This is a genomic window from Mesorhizobium sp. W050 (assembly GCF_054719535.1).
The window spans coordinates 245260-261470 of the sequence record NZ_JBTTIH010000001.1 but is presented as its reverse complement, the minus strand read 5'-3'; the positions used below and the strand labels follow the sequence as shown (position 1 = coordinate 261470).

The window sequence follows — 16211 nt, the reverse complement described above, 5'->3', positions numbered from 1 at the left end:
GCGCCATCCGCACCCGGCCATCCGCCATCCCGGTCCCGCGCTCCGCCAGTCCTGTGCTCTGCCAATCTCCGTGCTCTGAATGTCAAATCACGACCTGATCCTGTCGGTACCGGCGCCCGCCCGCCCCTGGCGCGAGCGGCTGGGCTCCGCGATGCCCTTGCTGGTGCTCGGCCCCTCTCTCGTGGCGAGCTTCGTCTACGTCTTCGTGTTCACCGGCTGGACGCTCTATATCTCGCTGTCCAACTCCTCGCTGCTGCCGACCTACGGCTTCGTCGGCCTGGACAACTACGCGTCGCTGTGGGCGAACCGGCGCTGGAACATCGCCTACAACAACCTGTTTTTCTTCAGCGCTTTCTACATCGTCGGCTCGATGGCGGTGGGACTGCTGCTGGCGATCCTGATCGACCAGCGCGTGCGCGGCGAAGCGGCCTGGCGCACGATCTTCCTCTATCCGCTGGCCGTCTCCTTCATCGTCACCGGCACGGTCTGGAGCTGGCTCTACAATCCGACCGACGGCATCCAGGCCATGGTGCGCGGTTTCGGCTGGGCGAGCTTCAGTTTCGCACTCGCCAGCGACCGGCACTATGCGATCTACGCGGTGATCATCACCGGCGTCTGGCAGGCCTCGGGCTTTGCCATGGCGCTGTTCCTGGCCGGCCTGCGCTCGGTGGATCAGGACCTCGTCAAGGCCGCGCAGATCGACGGCGCATCGACGTTCCGCATCTATCGCAAGGTGCTTCTGCCAACCATTGCGCCGATCTTCCTGGCGGTCGCCGTCATCCAGATCCAGTTCGCCATCAAGACCTTCGACCTCGTGGCGGCCCTGACCAAAGGCGGCCCGGGGATCTCGACCACCTTCCCCGCCATCTACGTCTATGACCTGATGTTCCAACGCGGCCAGATCGGCGAAGGTGCGGCCGCCGCCATCATGATGCTTGCCGCTGTTGCCGTGGTGCTGGTGCCCTATTCATTCTGGGTGGTCTGGCGCCGGCGCAAGGAAGCCGGCCATGGCTGACGTCTCCCTGGACCAGTCGCTCGACCGTCGCGCTGCCGCAGTCGCGTCGCGCCGGCATTTTCTCACCCGCTTCGCCATCTATGGGCTGCTGGTCGTCTTCGCGGCGATCTACCTGGTCCCGTTGCTGGTGGTGGTGCTGAATTCATTCCGCGACCAGCAGGAGATCGCGCGCAACGGGTTGATCTCGCTGCCGCGCAGCTTCCGCCTCGATGCCTGGGGCCAGGCCTGGAGCACCTATTGCATCGGCGGCACCTGCGAGGGCATGCAGCGCAACTTCTACAACTCCCTGAAGATGACGATCCCGGCCACGATCATCTCGACGGCGGTCGGCGCGATGAACGGTTACATCCTGTCGAAATGGCGCTTCAGAGGTTCGGAAGCTTTGTTCACCTGCATGCTGCTCGGCGTCTTCATTCCGGGCCAGATTTCGTTGATGCCGTGGGCGTTCATCCTCGGCAATCTCGGCCTTAGCAATTCGGTCTACGGGCTCGTCCTCATCCACGTCATCCAGGGCATTTCGTTCACCACTTTGTTTTGCCGCAACTACTACGTCAGCATCCCCGACGACCTGATCAAGGCGGCGCGCATCGACGGCGCCGGCTTCTGGCGCATCTTCCGCAAGATCATTCTGCCGCTCTCCTCGCCGATCCTGATCGTCACGGTGATCTGGCAGTTCACCGGCATCTGGAACGAATATCTGTTCGGCGTCGTCTTCACCTCCGGGCAGCAACAGCCGATCACGGCAGCGCTCGTCGCGCTGACGGCAAGCGGCACCAATGTGCGCGCCTACGATGTCATGAGCGCCGCCGTGCTGATCGGCGCGCTGCCGCCGCTGCTGATCTATCTCTTCGGCGGCAAGTATTTTGTGCGCGGCCTGACGCAAGGTGCCATCAAATGAGGCGCGATCAAGTGAAGGGCATCGCATGTCGACATTGACCATCCGATCGCTGCGCAAGAACTACGGTGCGGTCGAGGTGCTGAAGGGCGTCGATCTCGAGGCGCAGGACGGCGAGTTCATCGCGCTGGTCGGACCCTCCGGCTGCGGCAAGTCCACTCTGCTGGCGATGATCGCCGGGCTTGAAACCGTTACCTCCGGCGAGATCCGCATCGACGGGCGGCTGGTCAATTCGGTGCCGCCGAAGGACCGCGACATCGCCATGGTGTTCCAGTCCTACGCGCTCTACCCGACGATGACGGTGCGCGAGAACATCACCTTCGGCATGGAAAGCCGCCGCGTCCCGAAGCCGCAGCAGGACGAGGCCGTCAGTCGAGTTGCTGCCTTCCTGCAGATCGAGCCGTTGCTTGGCCGCAAGCCCGGACAGCTCTCGGGCGGCCAGCGCCAGCGCGTCGCCATGGGCCGGGCGCTGGTTCGCGATCCCAAACTGTTCCTGTTCGACGAGCCGCTCTCCAATCTCGATGCCAAGCTGCGCGTCGACATGCGCACCGAAATCAAGAAGCTGCATCACCGCGTCGGCAAGACCACCGTCTACGTCACCCACGACCAGGTCGAGGCGATGACGCTGGCGTCGCGCATCGCCGTGATGCATCAGGGCGAGGTCCAGCAATTCGACGATCCCGCCACGATCTACAACCGTCCGGCCAACATGTTCGTCGCCGGCTTCATGGGGTCGCCGGCGATGAATTTTTTGGCCGCGGAACTGAGCCAGGAAGACGGCCGCCCGACTGTCGTCCTGCAGACCGCCGACGGCAAGACGGCCAGCCTGCCGATCGTCCAGGCGCTCCCATCCGACACGCCGCGACAGCTTGTGCTCGGCATCCGTCCCGAGCACATCTACCGCTTCGATCCCGACCTCGCGCGCCGCAAGCCGGGCATCGCGCAGATCGATGCAGTGGTCGAACTGGTCGAGCCGACAGGCGCGGAGACCATGGCCGTCCTGCGCCTGGGCGGCAAGGAGATCACCGGCCGTTTCGACCCCGACGGCACGCCGCTTATGGGCGAGACGGTGACGCTCGGCATCGACATGGCGCGTGCCTGCCTGTTCGACCCGACGACCCAACGCCTGATCTGATCTGACCCGATCTGACCGAAGCTTGATCTGAAAAGAGTTCCGCCTTGTCCTTCGCCACCTATCCGAGCCTGTCCGAGCGTGTCGTGCTGATCACCGGCGGTGCGTCGGGCATCGGCGCCGACACGGTCCGCGCCTTCTGCGCCAATGGCGCGCGCGTCGCGTTTCTCGATCTGCAGCAGGAGGCCGGCGAGCAGCTTGCCCGCGACCTCGCCGCCACGGCAGCGCATCCGCCCCTGTTCCTGCGCTGCGACGTGACCGATATCTCTGCCCTGCAGGCCGCGATCGGCACGGTGCGCGACCGCCTGGGGCCTGTCGCGGTGCTGGTCAACAACGCCGCCGACGACAATCGCCTCTCCGTCGCCGACGTGACGCAGGAATACTGGGACCACGCCCAGGATGTGAACCTCAGGCACCACTTCTTTGCCGCCCAGGCCGTGCATCCGCACATGCAGGAATTGGGCTTTGGTTCGATCGTCAATTTTTCCTCGATCGCCTGGCGTTTCGGCGCGTCAGAGATGGCGCCCTATGCGGCGGCCAAGGCTGCGGTGGTCGGGCTGACCTTCGCGCTGGCGCGGGCGTTTGGCCCCGACAACATCCGCGTCAACGCCATCGAGCCGGGCGCCGTCATCACCGACCGGCAGCGGGAGCTTTGGTACAAGACCCAAGGTTCGGTCGACCAGGTCGTGCAGCGCCAGGTGATCCGCAAGGTTCTGCTCGGCGAGGAGATCGCGCGCACGGTGCTGTTCCTCGCCGCCGACGACAGCCGCATGATCACCAAGCAGTCGATCACCGTGGATGCCGGCCTGAGATGACCACACCTGACTCAAAGGATCGCTTCATGCTCGAGGTCGGCCTGAACCCCTACGGCCTGACCTATCATCTCGGCCTCCAGGGCCGCGGCACGCCACGCGCCAATCCTAGACCTGCGGGGCTCGATGGTTTCATCGCGCTCGCGACCGATCTCGGCGCGCGCGTGCTGGAGATCTGGGTGCCATGGCTGACCGAGCTTTCCGACGACGCGGTGATCGCGCTGCGCGAACGGCTCGCCGGTATTGGCATCGCGCCGGTCGTCAGCGGCGGCCTGCTGGTGGGCGAGCCGCTCGACGATGCGTTTCGGGCCGCGCGCCTGCTCAAAGCCAAAATCATCCGGACGGCGCTGACGCCGGTTCTCTGCGGCGACCGCAACGCCGCCGGCGAAAAATGGAGCGAGTACGTCGGCATCATTCGAGAGCGATTGGTGGAATGGGGTCCCCGCGCGAATGCCGAAGGGTATGTCCTTGCGATCGAAAACCACCAGGACTTTACCAGCCGGGAACTCGTCGATTTCTGCGCCCTCGGTGGTGGCAGTGTGGGCGTCACCTTCGACACCGGCAACACGTTCCCGGTCGGCGAAGCGCCGCTCGATTTTACGAAGGTGATCGCCCCCTATGTCCGCCATGTCCACCTCAAGGATTATCGCGTGCAGTTCACGACCGAAGGTTACCGGCTGATCCGCTGCGCCATCGGCGACGGTGCGGTACCGTTTGCCGAGCTGTTCGCAATTCTTGGCCAGCACCACGATCGCCTGACCGCCGTTCTCGAACCGGGCGCCTTGGAGGCCCGGCATGTCCGCTATCTCAGCGACGACTGGTGGCGAGGCTATCCCCCGAAGACGGCGCGCGAGTTTGCCGCCTGCCTGGCGGCAGCCCAGCGCAACCGGCTGCCCGACGATGCCGACACCCGCACGCCCTGGGAGCGCGAAGCCGACGTCTCACTGGTTTCCTATGAGCTCGACATGATCCGGCGCAGCGCCGCCAACATGCGCAAATTTGGTTTGATGGAGAAGATCCGATGACGGCACGTGAACTCGATGGACTGACCGCCTTCGTAACCGGCTCCGGCCGTGGCCTCGGCCGGGTGATGGCCGAGCGCCTGGCGGAACTCGGCGCCAATGTCGCGATCCACGACATGGACGAGGAAGCGCCGGCCAAATACGGCGAGTTCGCCAATCTCGGCGAAGTGGTCGAGCGCCTGAAGCGGCACGGCACGAAGGTCACGTCGGTGACCGGCAACATTGGCGACCAGAAGGCGGTGGCCGAGATGAAGCGCAGGATCGAGGCCGATCTCGGCGACGTCCATGTGCTGGTCAATTGCGCTGGCGGCGACATCGGCGCCAAGGGCGGCAAGCCGAACCCGAACAACGCCCTCGACATCGAACTCGACGACATCCGCGTGCTCACCGAGAACAATCTGATCGGCACGATGCTGGTCTGCCAGGCCTTCGTGCCGCCGATGAAGCAGCGCGGCGGCGGCTCCGTCATCAACATCGCCTCGGCGGCGGCACATCTCGGCTGCTCGCCCGAGGTCGTTTACTCCACCTTGAAGGCCGCGGTCGTGCATTACACGCGCTGTCTCGCCAAGGAACTGATCGACGACGGCGTGCGCATCAACGCGGTCAGCCCCGGCGCCACCAAGACGGCACGCTTCCAGGCGACCCGCGTGGTCGATCCGGAGCGCATGGATTCCAGCAAGAAGTCGCTGAACCGCTATGCCGAGCCGGAGGAGATCGCCGAGGCGGTGGCCTTTCTAGCCGGCCCCCGCGCACGATTTATCAATGGGCAGGTGCTCCGCGTCGATGGCGGGTTTACGATCTTTCCGGGGTGATGGGGGAGGCCTCGAATTTCAATTTCGGGGCCGAAAGCGGAAGGTCCGTTTTCGGGATTCCTGGGTCAAATTGCCCCCTCACGCCTCGAGCTTTTCGCAGCGTCAAAACGGCTGTGGAGGGATTGACAGGCTATACCGCTGACGAAGCGCACATGTGACGCACCGAGGATAAGTAACCCCGCTTGGTCACGAGGCGATGCCGACCGGTTGGTCGAAACTGGCGCTGGTACTCGCTATTCACGAAATTGCCGGTCACCCTGACGAGGTCCACTAAGCAATGGTGAACGTCATTTCTGAAGTCGCAAGCAACTCGGCCGCCCTACTCCATTGAGTCAGCCATGCCTTCGCGGAGCCGATGCAATCTCTGCTGGAGCCTGCATGCTTCTTCAGGCGCAAGCGCTGTGTCTCAGTGCGGCATGAATCCTTTTCTCAGCCAAGCCAATATCTTGCTCCCATTGAGAACCCTGCGGACACGCCCGGCGGCCCAGCCAGCCTGCATGGTGGCGCCGGTGTGGCAACTGCAGACGATCTCATGCAACTGCCAATCGGAGAGTTCGAAGAAGCGTCTGGCTTCCCCGTAGGTATCCGATTGCATGCCCGATGCACGCAGCAGTGGATCGTCAAAGGCGACACTGATCGCCGATCCGACCGCGCGCGCTTCTCCGCGGACAGAGGGATGCAGATGCTCAGTCCCGGTGAGAGCCACAAGGGAGCGCGTCGGATTTCGATAGAGCAGTTCCGCCCACCGCTCTATCCGTTGCGTCCTTGTAGCCAGCAGAGCCGGCGATAGTGGACTGATGTCCGCCACTGACTGGAGTTGATCGAGTGTCTGGTGCTTCATGACTGCCTCCTGTTGGTCGTTCCAATCCCTAGGCCTTTGCTGCAGGATTGGCTCACACGCTAAGCCGCCTCGTAAAGGAGCGGCGGCCGATCAGGTGTTGCCACCAATCGCCCACAGGCACCGCGCGGCGGCATCTGCAGCGACACCAACTGCATTCCTTCGCCAATGTTCCAGCGGGATGAAAAAAACTGTGCGGCCGGCCGACCCGACGGACCCGGCTGGCGCACGCAGGATCCTGAACTGCTGGACGATGATGACGCAGGCCTGGAAAGGCGGCTAGGTTGGACCTTGCTTTTCAGGCTTGACCATGATGTTTCACTACCCGCTCGGTCATCGCGGGAAGGCCAGGAGCAGAGCCGCTGGCAACGGTGAGTTGCGGACGAGGGCGGGCGGTGGAGGACGACGCCCTTGGGCCGCCAGGTCACTGAAGGACCAACCGAAGCGGCGCTTCGGTCGTAAAAGCGATGTCCTTGTAGGTCTGCAATGTCTGCTTATGGAGGAACGGCGGCAAGGCCTCTTTGACCGGCATGGGGCGCATTGCTGACCGGCAGATTTTCGGCCGACAGCAGACCCTCTGCTGCTTGGGTACCCAGCACGCAAGCTGACATGTGAGACCTCGGTGCGAAGGCCGGGACCAGGCCCACTGCGAACGTACGTGTTGGTTCGCATGTTGGCGCTGAAGCGCCTTATCGTTCAGCCTCGCGGCACATAGATCATATGAACCGTATCGTCATCGATCAATGTGCTCGACACCAGTTGCAGCGCAGGCCTTGCCTCGTGGAAGAAAGGCTTGCCTTTGCCGAGCACGAACGGCCTCACGTGCAGGTGATACTCCTCGATCAGCCCCAGCCTGGTCATAAGGCCGGCCAGTTCCGGACCGGAAACGCTCAGGGTACCCTCCGTGCGGGCCGCGATCTCGCGAATCTGCGCTTCAATATCGCCGGAGATGAGGGTGGCGTTTGGGCCTACCCGTGAAAGTGTGCGCGAAACGACCCATTTGGGCAGCTTGCGCCAGAGTATCGCGAACTGGCGAAGCGGAGCGTCCCATTCCGCGTGATCATCGTCCCAATAGCGCATGACCTCGTACATCCGGCGGCCATACACAGCGCCGGCATGGTTGCGAATCGTCTCGATCCAGTACTCGAAGTGCTTCTGGCTTGGTGCGCCCATGACCAGATTTCCGGCAAGGTCATCGACATAGCCATCGATGGAAACGTTCATTCCCAAGATAAGTTTGGCCATAAGCAGCGCCTTCGCATAGCCGGTTCACGGATTAACCGCTTGTAATTTGCAAGCAGTCAGACGCTATAGCAACTGATTGCAAATCGCAAGCAGCATGGAAAGAAGCGTTCGTGCCGCAAACGAGCCCTGCCTTGTCCCATCAACCCTGCACTTGAACAGCTGGGTGATCCGTCCCGGCTACCGCCATCTAGGCCTGCCTTCCCGAATCAAGCTGCACCCCAAGTCGCTCGTTCCGTCTCCACCGCACCACGGCGCGATAGCTGGTATGATCGACCGGCACGTGAAGCACGAAACGGTCGGGGATTGCGATATCGGCCTTCACCCGTAGCTCCGCGCCATGGGCGTGCTGGTTACAAACCAGACAATTGATACTGGCGTCGCCAACGCGGATTGTCGCTTCCTTCAGAACAAGATCACGGATAAGCGACCGTCGCTCTATCGGTGGGTCAGCCGGCATTGCCTTATCCCTCTGATTTGACGACCTGAAACTCTTCTGAACCCGGAATGGAAAGCGCACTACCGGCCCAGCGGTTGCCTCGAAAGACTGACGAGCTCGGCTTCGTCGACCACGCCGGCCATATAGTTCGCGATAATCCGGGATGCGATGGCGTCGCGTGCTTCCGGCGATTGACCGTCGCGCTTAAGCTGCTCGAATACACGGCCCAACAGCTCGAGTTCGGATGGCTGCAAAACGCCGGCCTCGGTGGCTTTGCGTCGAATGGGCATTTGTGATCCTCCACTACGGTCAACAACATACGACCGCGGCAGGGAAACTCAACTGTCGAGGGCGCCGCGCAGGCGGCGCCGACCACAAATCCCGTTTCGAACGAGCGGGGAATTTTTCACTCAAAGCCACAGTGATCTGGTCCATACAAAGCCCGCCAGCAAAGCCAGCGGGCGCAATAGGTCATAAGATACGCCGCTAGAACCAGCTTCGGTCGCGTTCCTGGCTTTGCCCGAGCAGCATGCCGATCAACAGCCCGGCAATGCCGCCAAGCACGAAAGCGCTGCTGATGGTGCCGGGATTTTGCTGGACGGCTTCGGACACCGTCTGCGCCTGCGATCTCAGCTGCTGCGTTGCCCGTGCCGCGCGCTCGGTCGCGCTGCCATACCAGCCGCCGGCTTCGCCGACGGCATCTTCTGTGCGTTCGGCGAGCGTCCGGTTGATCTTGCTGATCTCGCGCTTCAGCGATGCGACCTGCTTCTCCAGGGCCTCCTGGGCCTCTCGGGCGGAAATCTTCGGGGTGTCCTTCGGGGTGTCGTTCTCGGCCATGGCTGTTCCTTTCGTTGAGGCAAGGGGAACGGCCAACGGACAAGGATGGTTCCGCTGCCTGCCGTCACGGTCATTCGCCGGGCCGGCCGCCAACTTTGGGAACACTCTCCCGATCCAACGGTTGTGGCTGATGGAGGGCACGCATTTGTCGAATCGATCGAGCCATGCTGAAACGCTGCGGACGGTCTCCGACCTGCTCCACCGCGCCCGCCGTGTCATTCGCGACGGCGGCCATGCGGCGGCGATGTTCGAAATAGACACGCTGCTGCAGGTCGCCCAGACAGAGGTTGCGCGCCGCCTCGAACGCAACGATCGCTGAACCTCGATAGGCCACCGCGGGCGCTATTCGTTGCGGGCGGCGAAGGCCTCGTTTCCCTTTGCGATGGACTTGCAAGGCGCCCATCGAGCGGGTCGCCGTCCGAGCCACGCGTCGACATCGCAAAGGCGCAAAATCCGAGGATGAGGGGCCATCATCGCGGCATCGACCCTCCCGGTTATAACGCTTGGGCGGCGGAACAAAGCTTGGCCGCACTGGTTAGGCTCACAGCACGATGTGTGCCCCACGAGGATCTCTGTCCATGAAAACACGTGTTCTTCTAGCTTCGCTGGCCACCGCCACAGCCATGGTCTTCGCCCTGCCCGCCTTCGCCGCCGACAGTGCTCAGGACTTTGTCGACAAGGCTGCCATCGGCGGCCTGTTCGAAGTGGACTCCAGCAAGATCGCAGAAGGCAAGGCCCAGGATCAAGGCGTCAAGGATTTCGCCAAGAAGATGATCGACGATCACGGCGCCGCCAACGCCAAGCTTGCGACCATCGCCGGCGAACAGAAGCTGAAAGTGCCGACGGAGCTGGACGCCAAGCACAAGGCCGATCTGGAGGCTCTGCAGAATGCCAACGATGCCGTCGACAAGCCCTATGTCCAGATGCAGCGCGATGCGCATTCGGAGGCGGTCACGCTGTTCGAGAGCTATGCCAAGGACGGCGACAACGCGCAGCTGAAGACCTTCGCCTCCGAGACCTTGCCGACGCTCAAAATGCATCAGGAAATGGTCGAGAAGATCGCTTCCACCGACAATGCATCGTCGACCACCAGCTCCACCACCCCGGCCGTGAGCACGACCGACACCACCAATCCGGCCGCCCCGGTCCCGGGTGCCAACAGCTTCACCGAGGATCAGGCGAAGAGCCGCATTCAGGATGCCGGCTTCTCCGGCGTGTCCAAGCTGACCAAAGACGACCAGGGCATCTGGCGCGGTCAGGCCACCAAGGATGGCAAGACCACGACCGTGGCGCTCGATTATCAGGGCAACGTCGTTGCCGGCGCCAACTGAACCTCTGAACCAGATCGAGGAGATCAAGACCATGAAAACCGTAACAGGACTTTTCGACAACTACGATGATGCCTCCGATGCCGTCGGCGAACTGGAGGCAATCGGCGTGCCGCAGGCCGACATCAGCATCGTCGCCAACAATTCGGACGACTGGTACGACGATGGCGACACCTCCAACGCCGCCGAGGATGCAGCCGGCGGCGCCGGTCTCGGAGCCGTCATTGGCGGCGCCGGCGGGCTTCTGACAGGGCTCGGCATCATGGCCATTCCGGGCGTCGGTCCGGTCGTGGCCGCAGGATGGCTGGCCGCCACCGCGGTCGGCGCCGTTGGCGGCGCGGTCGTCGGTGGCGCTGCCGGCGGCATCGTCGGGGCGCTGACCGAGTCCGGCGTCCCCGAAAGGGATGCGCATGTCTATGCGGAGGGCGTTCGCCGCGGTGGCACGATGGTGACCGCCAGGGTCAGTGACGAACTCGCCGACGAGGCCGAGCGTATTCTTGGCGAGTCCAACTCGGTCGATCTGCAAGACCGCCGACGCGCCTATGAAGCCGGTGGCTGGACCGGCTTCGATGCCAATGCCGACCCCTACACCGACATCGAGGCCGAGCGCGACAAAACGCGCAACGCCAGCCCACTCTGATCATCGAGCCCCGTCGCCGCACGGCGGCGGGGCCGAAGGTGCTGTCGGCGCACAGCAAGCGGCGTTCAAATTCGGCCATAAGGGGCGGTTCTCTTCGGACCTGCCCCTTTTCGCTGTTGCCTTGGCTTGACCGGCTCTTGCCGTGTTAGCATCGAGCCAACGAAACCAGCCCAAGGAAAGCATGAGCCCGTCCCCGCAACTGATTGCCGAATGGCCGTTGTCGCCGTCAGCGACACTCGGGTCCGCCGTGCGCTCCAAGGGGATCGAACGTGAAGTCAGAGCCCGCCTGCCATGGGCAGTCAGGAAGCACGTCAAGGCCGAGACGGGCCGCATCGCATTGCGAATGTCGAGATCCGAAGCCGAAGCGTTCAAGGCCGCCTCTGCCAGTATCTCCAAAACACTGGAGGGAGTGGAGGCGCTGCCTGTGCTTCCGCGCGAGGTCGAGGATATCCTTACGATCTCTTCGCGCGAGCGTCACAAATGGCTCAAGGACGGTCGGCTGCAAAGCACCGGCACACGCACGGTCAAGATGCGTGGTCGATCAAAGTCTGTCACCTTCCACGTTTTCGACCCGCGGCACATCGAGGACGTCCTGGACCGCGATTTGGCAACCGTCTGGAGAGAGCAGGATGTCCAGGAAGTCGCCGAGAACAGGCGGCGCGGCGCGGGCAAGGCCGCGCTGACGCGCGCGGGAAAGGGCACCGGCCAGGCGCGCACTGCGAGGAAGGCCCGGAACACGGACGGCCCGCCGCCCGGACTGAACGGCTGGGATGCGTTCGAGGACGAAGGCCTGCTGCGATAATGATGCTGGCGCTTGCCATTTTCCTTTGGGCGTGTGCGGGGCGAACCTCCGCCTCAGCGCATCAATCCCGCTGCCCGCAGCGCGTCCTCGATGACCTTGGTAATCCCGCCCGCCGGACCGCCTGGCGGATTGACAGGCTCCGGGGCCGGATCGACACGGACAGCTCGCGGTTTTTCCTTCGGCGAGAAAGGCTGCAATGCAGTGCCTGAAGCGGCCTTGGCTTTCGCCGTGCGTCGTACCTCTGGCTTCGTCAGCCCCCAGAAACGGGCGATGTGGCGCGTCGAGGAAATCCCGACATCCAACATGAACGGCCCTGCTTTGCCGAGAGCATTGTCGCCGCTCGCCTGCAATGGCGTGCCATGGCCCATGCCGGCAATGCTGTATGCCTCGACCACGTCGCGGCCTTTGCCATCGGACCAGACTTTTCGGCTCTGACCGTCGACCTTTTCCGTGCGTGTCGGCGCTTGAGCGAGGCCGTGCACGCCCTGCCATTGCGCCAGCACCGCGTCGGCATTGGAAGGCACCACGGTCGTGTCGGCCGAGCCCTGCCAGATCGAAATCCTCGGCCACGGCCCCTTGTGCGGCGAAGCCTCCCGCAACAGACGCTGCAGGTCGGTTCTGGACGGGCCGCCATGGCCACGCATGCGGTCGAAGGCTTCGGGGATGGTCGAGGCGCTGCCATAGGCAAGCCCGGCAATGATCGCGCCACCGGCAAACACGTCCGGGTAGGTCGCCAGCATCACCGCCGCCATGGCGCCGCCGGCGGAAAGACCGGTGACGAATATCCGCTTGCGGTCGAGACCGTGGGTGACCACCGCCGCCTCGATCATCTGGCGGATGGACAGTGCCTCGCCGCTGTCGCGGCTTACATCGCCCGGCACGAACCAGTTGAAGCAAAGATTGGCGTTGTTGGCGCGCTGCTGCTCGGGGAGAAGCACGGCAAAACCCTGCTCGGCAGCAAGTTCGGTCCAGCCGGAACCATGATCGTAAGCGGCTGCATTCTGGGTACAGCCATGCAGCACCACGACCAGCGCTGCCTGCTTCGGCAGGTTTTCAGGGAGATAAAACCGCGCGCGCAAGGCGCCGGGATTGGACCTGAACCCTGTCATCTCGGACAGGTGATCGTCCTTGCTCTGTCCTGCACCGGCTCGCCGGCCGCGCATCGCGCTCAGCCGGGCGATCGTATCGGATATGTCTCGCAAATCGGTATCCTTGCGCGCCGGAATGGGCAGACTCGTGCACACAACGCACACGCAGCAATATCGTTGCTGCACTGCACAATAACAAGCGGCGCGGCCGATTAAATGACCGATGGATCATAGAATCCGCTGCACGGCTTGTGACGGACGAACGCAATTTGGCCCGGCTGACCTCTGGTCAGTCAGCCGATCGAGGCCGGCAGGCGCCGGGTTACCAGCGCTGATGCACGTAGGGCTTGATGTTCTCGTCGTAGACCGCCTTCACCTTGGCCATCGACTCGGAGGACAACGGCGCAAGCTCCGCCGCTTCCGCATTGGAAACCGCCTGCGCCGGATTGCGGGCGCCGGGAATGACAACCGTCACAGCGTCGAACATCAGGATCCAGCGCAGAGCGAATTTCGCCATCGTGGTGTCGCCTGACACCAGCGGCCGCACCTTCTCGACCGCCGCTAGGCCGACCTCATAGGGCACGCCCGAAAACGTCTCGCCGACATCGAAGGCTTCGCCTTTCCTGTTGAACAGGCGATGGTCGGTGGTCTCGAACTTGGTGTCCGCCCTGAACTTGCCGGACAACAGGCCGCTGGCCAGCGGCACGCGGGCGATGACGGCGACATCGTTCTTTTTCGCCTGGTCGAAGAACAGCTCGGCCGGGCGCTGGCGGAAGGCGTTGAAGATGATCTGCACGCTGACGACGCCGGGATATTGCATCGCCTTCAGCGCCTCTTCGACACGCTCGACGCTGACGCCGTAATTGCGGATCTTGCCCTGCTCGGTGAGCTTGTCGAGACGCTCGAACACCTCCGGATGATAGTAGAGATCGGTCGGCGGGCAATGCAGCTGCACCAGGTCGAGCGTGTCGGTCTCGAGGTATTTCAGGGTGCGGTCGATCCAGCCGGTGAGGTTCTCGACGCTGTAGCCCTCGACCGTCTGCTTCGGCAGCCGCCGTCCGGCCTTGGTGGCGATGAACGGGCGCGCGCCACCGCGTTCCTTCATCACCCGTGCGATCAGCTTTTCCGAACGGCCGTCGCCATAGACGTCGGCGGTGTCGAGGAAGCTGACGCCGGCATCGAGCGCGGCATGCAGGGCGGCGACCGCATCGTCGTCATTGACCTCGCCCCAGGCGGCGCCGATCGCCCAGGCGCCGAAGCCGATCTCGCTGACTGATCTGCCGGTACGGCCAAATTTCCGTGACTCCATTTTGCTTCCTGACTTGCGGCTTTGATGACGGTTCTGATTTCGGGAGCCTCATACCGCATGGCAACGCGATTGACATCCCTCTTCCTGGGATTTACCAGACTACAGGGTTGTATGACAACCCGGCAAGATTGCAACAATTTGGAGCCGGGAGGAACATGTCGCTGATGCGCCAACTTTATCTCGGCGGGGTCGCCGGATGAGCAGTCGGTCAACCGTGGTTGGCTCCCTAATCGTGAACAGCCTTGTCGCGCAGATCCTCGAAGCGGGCATAGCTTTTGGTCAGATGGCTGCGCATGGCGCGGCGCGCGGCGTTGACGTCCCTGGCTTCGATGGCCCCGAGAATGGCGCGATGCTCGCGCTGCATGCGGTCGAGATATTTTTCCCGCTCATCCTCGGTCATGCGATCGAGCCGCGTCCAATGGCGCGGTACCATGGCGCTGCCGAACGTGTCGAACAACCGGGTGAAATTCGGGTTCTGCGTCGCCGCCAGAATGGCGCGGTGGAAGCCGAAATCCTCTTCCGAGCCGGAGCCGCCGGCGCGCACCGCCGCGTCCAGCGCGTCGAGCCGCGCGCTCATCTGTTGAAGCGCCGCCTCGCTGCGCCGTTGGGCCGCAAGGCCGGTCGCTTCCACCTCGATGCCCATGCGCAGTTCGAGCACGCGCAGCACCTCGTCGATCGATTCGAGATCGTCGGGCAGCACGGAAAACGTCTTCGGCGGCGGATCCTTGGCGACGAAGGCGCCGAGCCCCTGGCGCGTGGTGATCAGCCCGCGCGCACGCAGCGCCGCCAGCGCCTCGCGCACCACGGTGCGGCTGACGCCTGTGGCAGCAACAATCTCCTGCTCGGTCGGCAGCCGCTGCCCCGGCGCAAGGTCACCGGATTCGATCTGCGCAATCAGCGTGTTGACCAGACCCGTCCGCAGGTTGGGCGCCTGCGGTATGGCGTCGAAAGTCATGGGCTCCGCCATCAGCGCGACTCCGGTTCGATTCTTGTTCAAAGGATTGCATCGACAGGTGCTCGCCGCAAGGTGACGAAAGGTGAGCCCGCCGGTGTGGGTCCAAGGAGAATTACATGAAAAAACCCGAGGATTGCATGAAAGAACGCATCGGCTTCATCGGCCTGGGCAGTATGGGCGCCGGCATGGCCGACAATCTGCTGCGCAAGGGCTGGCCGCTGACGGTGCATGTCCACCGCAGCCGCACGGCCGCCGACCGGCTGATCGCCGCCGGCGCCACCGAAGCGCCAAGCCCGCGCGCGCTCGCCACCGCGAGCGACATCGTCATCCTGTGCGTCACCGGTTCGCGCGAGGTCGAAGCGCTGGTCAAGGGCGCGGACGGGCTTGCTGCGGCCAAGACGCCGCTGCTGATCATCGACTGCTCGACCTCCAATCCGTCATCGACGACAGCGCTTGCCGCCGACCTCGCGGAGCAGGGGATGACGCTGATCGACGCGCCGCTGGCGCGCACGCCCAAAGAAGCCACGGAAGGCAAGCTCGACGTCATGGTCGGCGGTGCGGCCGAGATCGTCGCCCGCGCACGGCCGGTGCTGGAAGCCTTCGCTGCTCGAATCGTCCACACCGGCCCAACCGGCAGCGGCCACACCATGAAGCTGCTCAACAATTTCATCTCGATGGGCTATTCCGCGATCTATTCGGAAGCGCTGAGCCTCGGCGCCAAGGCCGGCCTGACGCCGCAGGTCTTCAACAGCGTCATCTCCGGCAGCCGCATGGATTGCGGCTTCTACCAGGCCTTCTTCGACTTCGTCCTCAACCGCAACGAAAACGCCCAACGCTTCGCCATCGCCAACGCGCTGAAGGACATGACCTACCTCGCCTCCTTCGCCCAGGCCGCCGGCATCGCCAACCCGATCGGCGCTGCGGTGCGCAATGGCTTTGCGACTGCGGTCACGACTGGCCACGGCGAGAAATTCGTGCCAGCGCTGTCGGATATTGTAGCGGGGTTGAATGGGGTGTCGCTGGTGGCGGCGGCGGAGTGACGGGA

The 16211-nt window shown here is 63.6% G+C and carries 18 protein-coding genes; 11 read left to right on the top strand and 7 right to left on the bottom strand.

Going from position 1 to position 16211, the window contains the following annotated elements:
* Positions 1 to 79 precede the first annotated feature (79 nt).
* The 6 genes from ACYG9Y_RS01235 to ACYG9Y_RS01210 are packed head-to-tail and all read left to right on the top strand — an operon-like array spanning position 80 to position 5688.
* On the top strand, positions 80 to 1015 hold the full coding sequence (locus tag ACYG9Y_RS01235) for a carbohydrate ABC transporter permease (protein ID WP_023700958.1): 936 nt from the start codon (positions 80 to 82) through the stop codon (positions 1013 to 1015).
* Positions 1008 to 1913, top strand: coding sequence for a carbohydrate ABC transporter permease (locus ACYG9Y_RS01230; RefSeq protein ID WP_023671100.1), 906 nt, complete (start codon positions 1008 to 1010; stop codon positions 1911 to 1913). Before ACYG9Y_RS01235 ends, ACYG9Y_RS01230 begins: the two co-directional genes overlap by 8 nt.
* Positions 1914 to 1938: 25 nt before the next feature.
* A complete protein-coding gene (locus tag ACYG9Y_RS01225) occupies positions 1939 to 3045 on the top strand; it encodes an ABC transporter ATP-binding protein (RefSeq protein ID WP_023737596.1) in 1107 nt (368 codons plus the stop codon).
* A gap of 44 nt (positions 3046 to 3089) precedes the next feature.
* Positions 3090 to 3857 (top strand): SDR family NAD(P)-dependent oxidoreductase, encoded by a 768-nt coding sequence (locus ACYG9Y_RS01220; RefSeq protein WP_023737595.1) that lies wholly within the window; start codon positions 3090 to 3092, stop codon positions 3855 to 3857.
* Positions 3854 to 4879: a sugar phosphate isomerase/epimerase family protein gene (locus tag ACYG9Y_RS01215; RefSeq protein ID WP_023737594.1), complete on the top strand. Its 1026-nt coding sequence runs from the start codon at positions 3854 to 3856 to the stop codon at positions 4877 to 4879. The genes ACYG9Y_RS01220 and ACYG9Y_RS01215 overlap by 4 nt, the downstream gene beginning before the upstream one ends.
* A complete protein-coding gene (locus ACYG9Y_RS01210) occupies positions 4876 to 5688 on the top strand; it encodes an SDR family NAD(P)-dependent oxidoreductase (protein ID WP_023737593.1) in 813 nt (270 codons plus the stop codon). Before ACYG9Y_RS01215 ends, ACYG9Y_RS01210 begins: the two co-directional genes overlap by 4 nt.
* Before the next feature lie 406 nt (positions 5689 to 6094).
* On the opposite strand, the gene ACYG9Y_RS01205 is transcribed toward ACYG9Y_RS01210, so the two are convergent.
* The 4 genes from ACYG9Y_RS01205 to ACYG9Y_RS01190 form a co-directional block, all read right to left on the bottom strand.
* Positions 6095 to 6529: a hypothetical protein gene (locus ACYG9Y_RS01205; protein ID WP_023671095.1), complete on the bottom strand. Its 435-nt coding sequence runs from the start codon at positions 6527 to 6529 to the stop codon at positions 6095 to 6097.
* Between the two features lie 693 nt (positions 6530 to 7222).
* Positions 7223 to 7771, bottom strand: coding sequence for a dihydrofolate reductase family protein (locus ACYG9Y_RS01200; protein ID WP_023737591.1), 549 nt, complete (start codon positions 7769 to 7771; stop codon positions 7223 to 7225).
* Positions 7772 to 8287: 516 nt separating this feature from the next.
* Positions 8288 to 8497: a hypothetical protein gene (locus tag ACYG9Y_RS01195; RefSeq protein ID WP_023671091.1), complete on the bottom strand. Its 210-nt coding sequence runs from the start codon at positions 8495 to 8497 to the stop codon at positions 8288 to 8290.
* Between the two features lie 196 nt (positions 8498 to 8693).
* Entirely contained in the window at positions 8694 to 9044 is a 351-nt protein-coding gene (locus ACYG9Y_RS01190) for a hypothetical protein (protein WP_023671090.1), read from the bottom strand.
* Positions 9045 to 9189: 145 nt separating this feature from the next.
* Here ACYG9Y_RS01190 and ACYG9Y_RS01185 point away from each other — a divergent pair, with 145 nt between their 5' ends.
* The 4 genes from ACYG9Y_RS01185 to ACYG9Y_RS01170 all read left to right on the top strand — a co-directional run bounded on the left by ACYG9Y_RS01185 (position 9190) and on the right by ACYG9Y_RS01170 (position 11814).
* Positions 9190 to 9363, top strand: coding sequence for a hypothetical protein (locus tag ACYG9Y_RS01185; RefSeq protein WP_155923304.1), 174 nt, complete (start codon positions 9190 to 9192; stop codon positions 9361 to 9363).
* Between the two features lie 259 nt (positions 9364 to 9622).
* Positions 9623 to 10375, top strand: coding sequence for a DUF4142 domain-containing protein (locus ACYG9Y_RS01180; protein ID WP_023728480.1), 753 nt, complete (start codon positions 9623 to 9625; stop codon positions 10373 to 10375).
* A gap of 31 nt (positions 10376 to 10406) precedes the next feature.
* Positions 10407 to 11012 carry a general stress protein gene (locus tag ACYG9Y_RS01175; RefSeq protein WP_023671087.1) on the top strand — a complete coding sequence of 202 codons (606 nt, stop codon included), beginning with the start codon at positions 10407 to 10409 and terminating at the stop codon, positions 11010 to 11012.
* A gap of 181 nt (positions 11013 to 11193) precedes the next feature.
* Positions 11194 to 11814: a hypothetical protein gene (locus ACYG9Y_RS01170; protein WP_031253194.1), complete on the top strand. Its 621-nt coding sequence runs from the start codon at positions 11194 to 11196 to the stop codon at positions 11812 to 11814.
* A gap of 53 nt (positions 11815 to 11867) precedes the next feature.
* Here ACYG9Y_RS01170 and ACYG9Y_RS01165 read toward each other — a convergent pair whose 3' ends face one another.
* The 3 genes from ACYG9Y_RS01165 to ACYG9Y_RS01155 all read right to left on the bottom strand — a co-directional run bounded on the left by ACYG9Y_RS01165 (position 11868) and on the right by ACYG9Y_RS01155 (position 15178).
* A complete protein-coding gene (locus ACYG9Y_RS01165; RefSeq protein ID WP_023737589.1) occupies positions 11868 to 13016 on the bottom strand; it encodes an extracellular catalytic domain type 1 short-chain-length polyhydroxyalkanoate depolymerase in 1149 nt (382 codons plus the stop codon).
* Between the two features lie 208 nt (positions 13017 to 13224).
* A complete protein-coding gene (locus ACYG9Y_RS01160; protein WP_023737588.1) occupies positions 13225 to 14211 on the bottom strand; it encodes an aldo/keto reductase in 987 nt (328 codons plus the stop codon).
* Positions 14212 to 14437: 226 nt separating this feature from the next.
* Positions 14438 to 15178, bottom strand: coding sequence for a FadR/GntR family transcriptional regulator (locus ACYG9Y_RS01155; RefSeq protein ID WP_023737587.1), 741 nt, complete (start codon positions 15176 to 15178; stop codon positions 14438 to 14440).
* 125 nt (positions 15179 to 15303) lie between these two features.
* Between ACYG9Y_RS01155 and ACYG9Y_RS01150 the strand changes: the two genes are divergently transcribed.
* A complete protein-coding gene (locus ACYG9Y_RS01150) occupies positions 15304 to 16206 on the top strand; it encodes an NAD(P)-dependent oxidoreductase (RefSeq protein ID WP_023737586.1) in 903 nt (300 codons plus the stop codon).
* The last annotated feature ends 5 nt before the right edge of the window (positions 16207 to 16211 follow it).

Coding starts and splice junctions, on each gene's coding strand:
- ACYG9Y_RS01235 (WP_023700958.1), top strand. CDS start 80: ATGTCAAATCACGACCTGATCCTGTCGGTACCGGCGCCCGCCCGCCCC.
- ACYG9Y_RS01230 (WP_023671100.1), top strand. CDS start 1,008: ATGGCTGACGTCTCCCTGGACCAGTCGCTCGACCGTCGCGCTGCCGCA.
- ACYG9Y_RS01225 (WP_023737596.1), top strand. CDS start 1,939: ATGTCGACATTGACCATCCGATCGCTGCGCAAGAACTACGGTGCGGTC.
- ACYG9Y_RS01215 (WP_023737594.1), top strand. CDS start 3,854: ATGACCACACCTGACTCAAAGGATCGCTTCATGCTCGAGGTCGGCCTG.
- ACYG9Y_RS01210 (WP_023737593.1), top strand. CDS start 4,876: ATGACGGCACGTGAACTCGATGGACTGACCGCCTTCGTAACCGGCTCC.
- ACYG9Y_RS01205 (WP_023671095.1), bottom strand. CDS start 6,529: ATGAAGCACCAGACACTCGATCAACTCCAGTCAGTGGCGGACATCAGT.
- ACYG9Y_RS01200 (WP_023737591.1), bottom strand. CDS start 7,771: ATGGCCAAACTTATCTTGGGAATGAACGTTTCCATCGATGGCTATGTC.
- ACYG9Y_RS01195 (WP_023671091.1), bottom strand. CDS start 8,497: ATGCCCATTCGACGCAAAGCCACCGAGGCCGGCGTTTTGCAGCCATCC.
- ACYG9Y_RS01190 (WP_023671090.1), bottom strand. CDS start 9,044: ATGGCCGAGAACGACACCCCGAAGGACACCCCGAAGATTTCCGCCCGA.
- ACYG9Y_RS01180 (WP_023728480.1), top strand. CDS start 9,623: ATGAAAACACGTGTTCTTCTAGCTTCGCTGGCCACCGCCACAGCCATG.
- ACYG9Y_RS01175 (WP_023671087.1), top strand. CDS start 10,407: ATGAAAACCGTAACAGGACTTTTCGACAACTACGATGATGCCTCCGAT.
- ACYG9Y_RS01170 (WP_031253194.1), top strand. CDS start 11,194: ATGAGCCCGTCCCCGCAACTGATTGCCGAATGGCCGTTGTCGCCGTCA.
- ACYG9Y_RS01160 (WP_023737588.1), bottom strand. CDS start 14,211: ATGGAGTCACGGAAATTTGGCCGTACCGGCAGATCAGTCAGCGAGATC.
- ACYG9Y_RS01155 (WP_023737587.1), bottom strand. CDS start 15,178: ATGGCGGAGCCCATGACTTTCGACGCCATACCGCAGGCGCCCAACCTG.
- ACYG9Y_RS01150 (WP_023737586.1), top strand. CDS start 15,304: ATGAAAGAACGCATCGGCTTCATCGGCCTGGGCAGTATGGGCGCCGGC.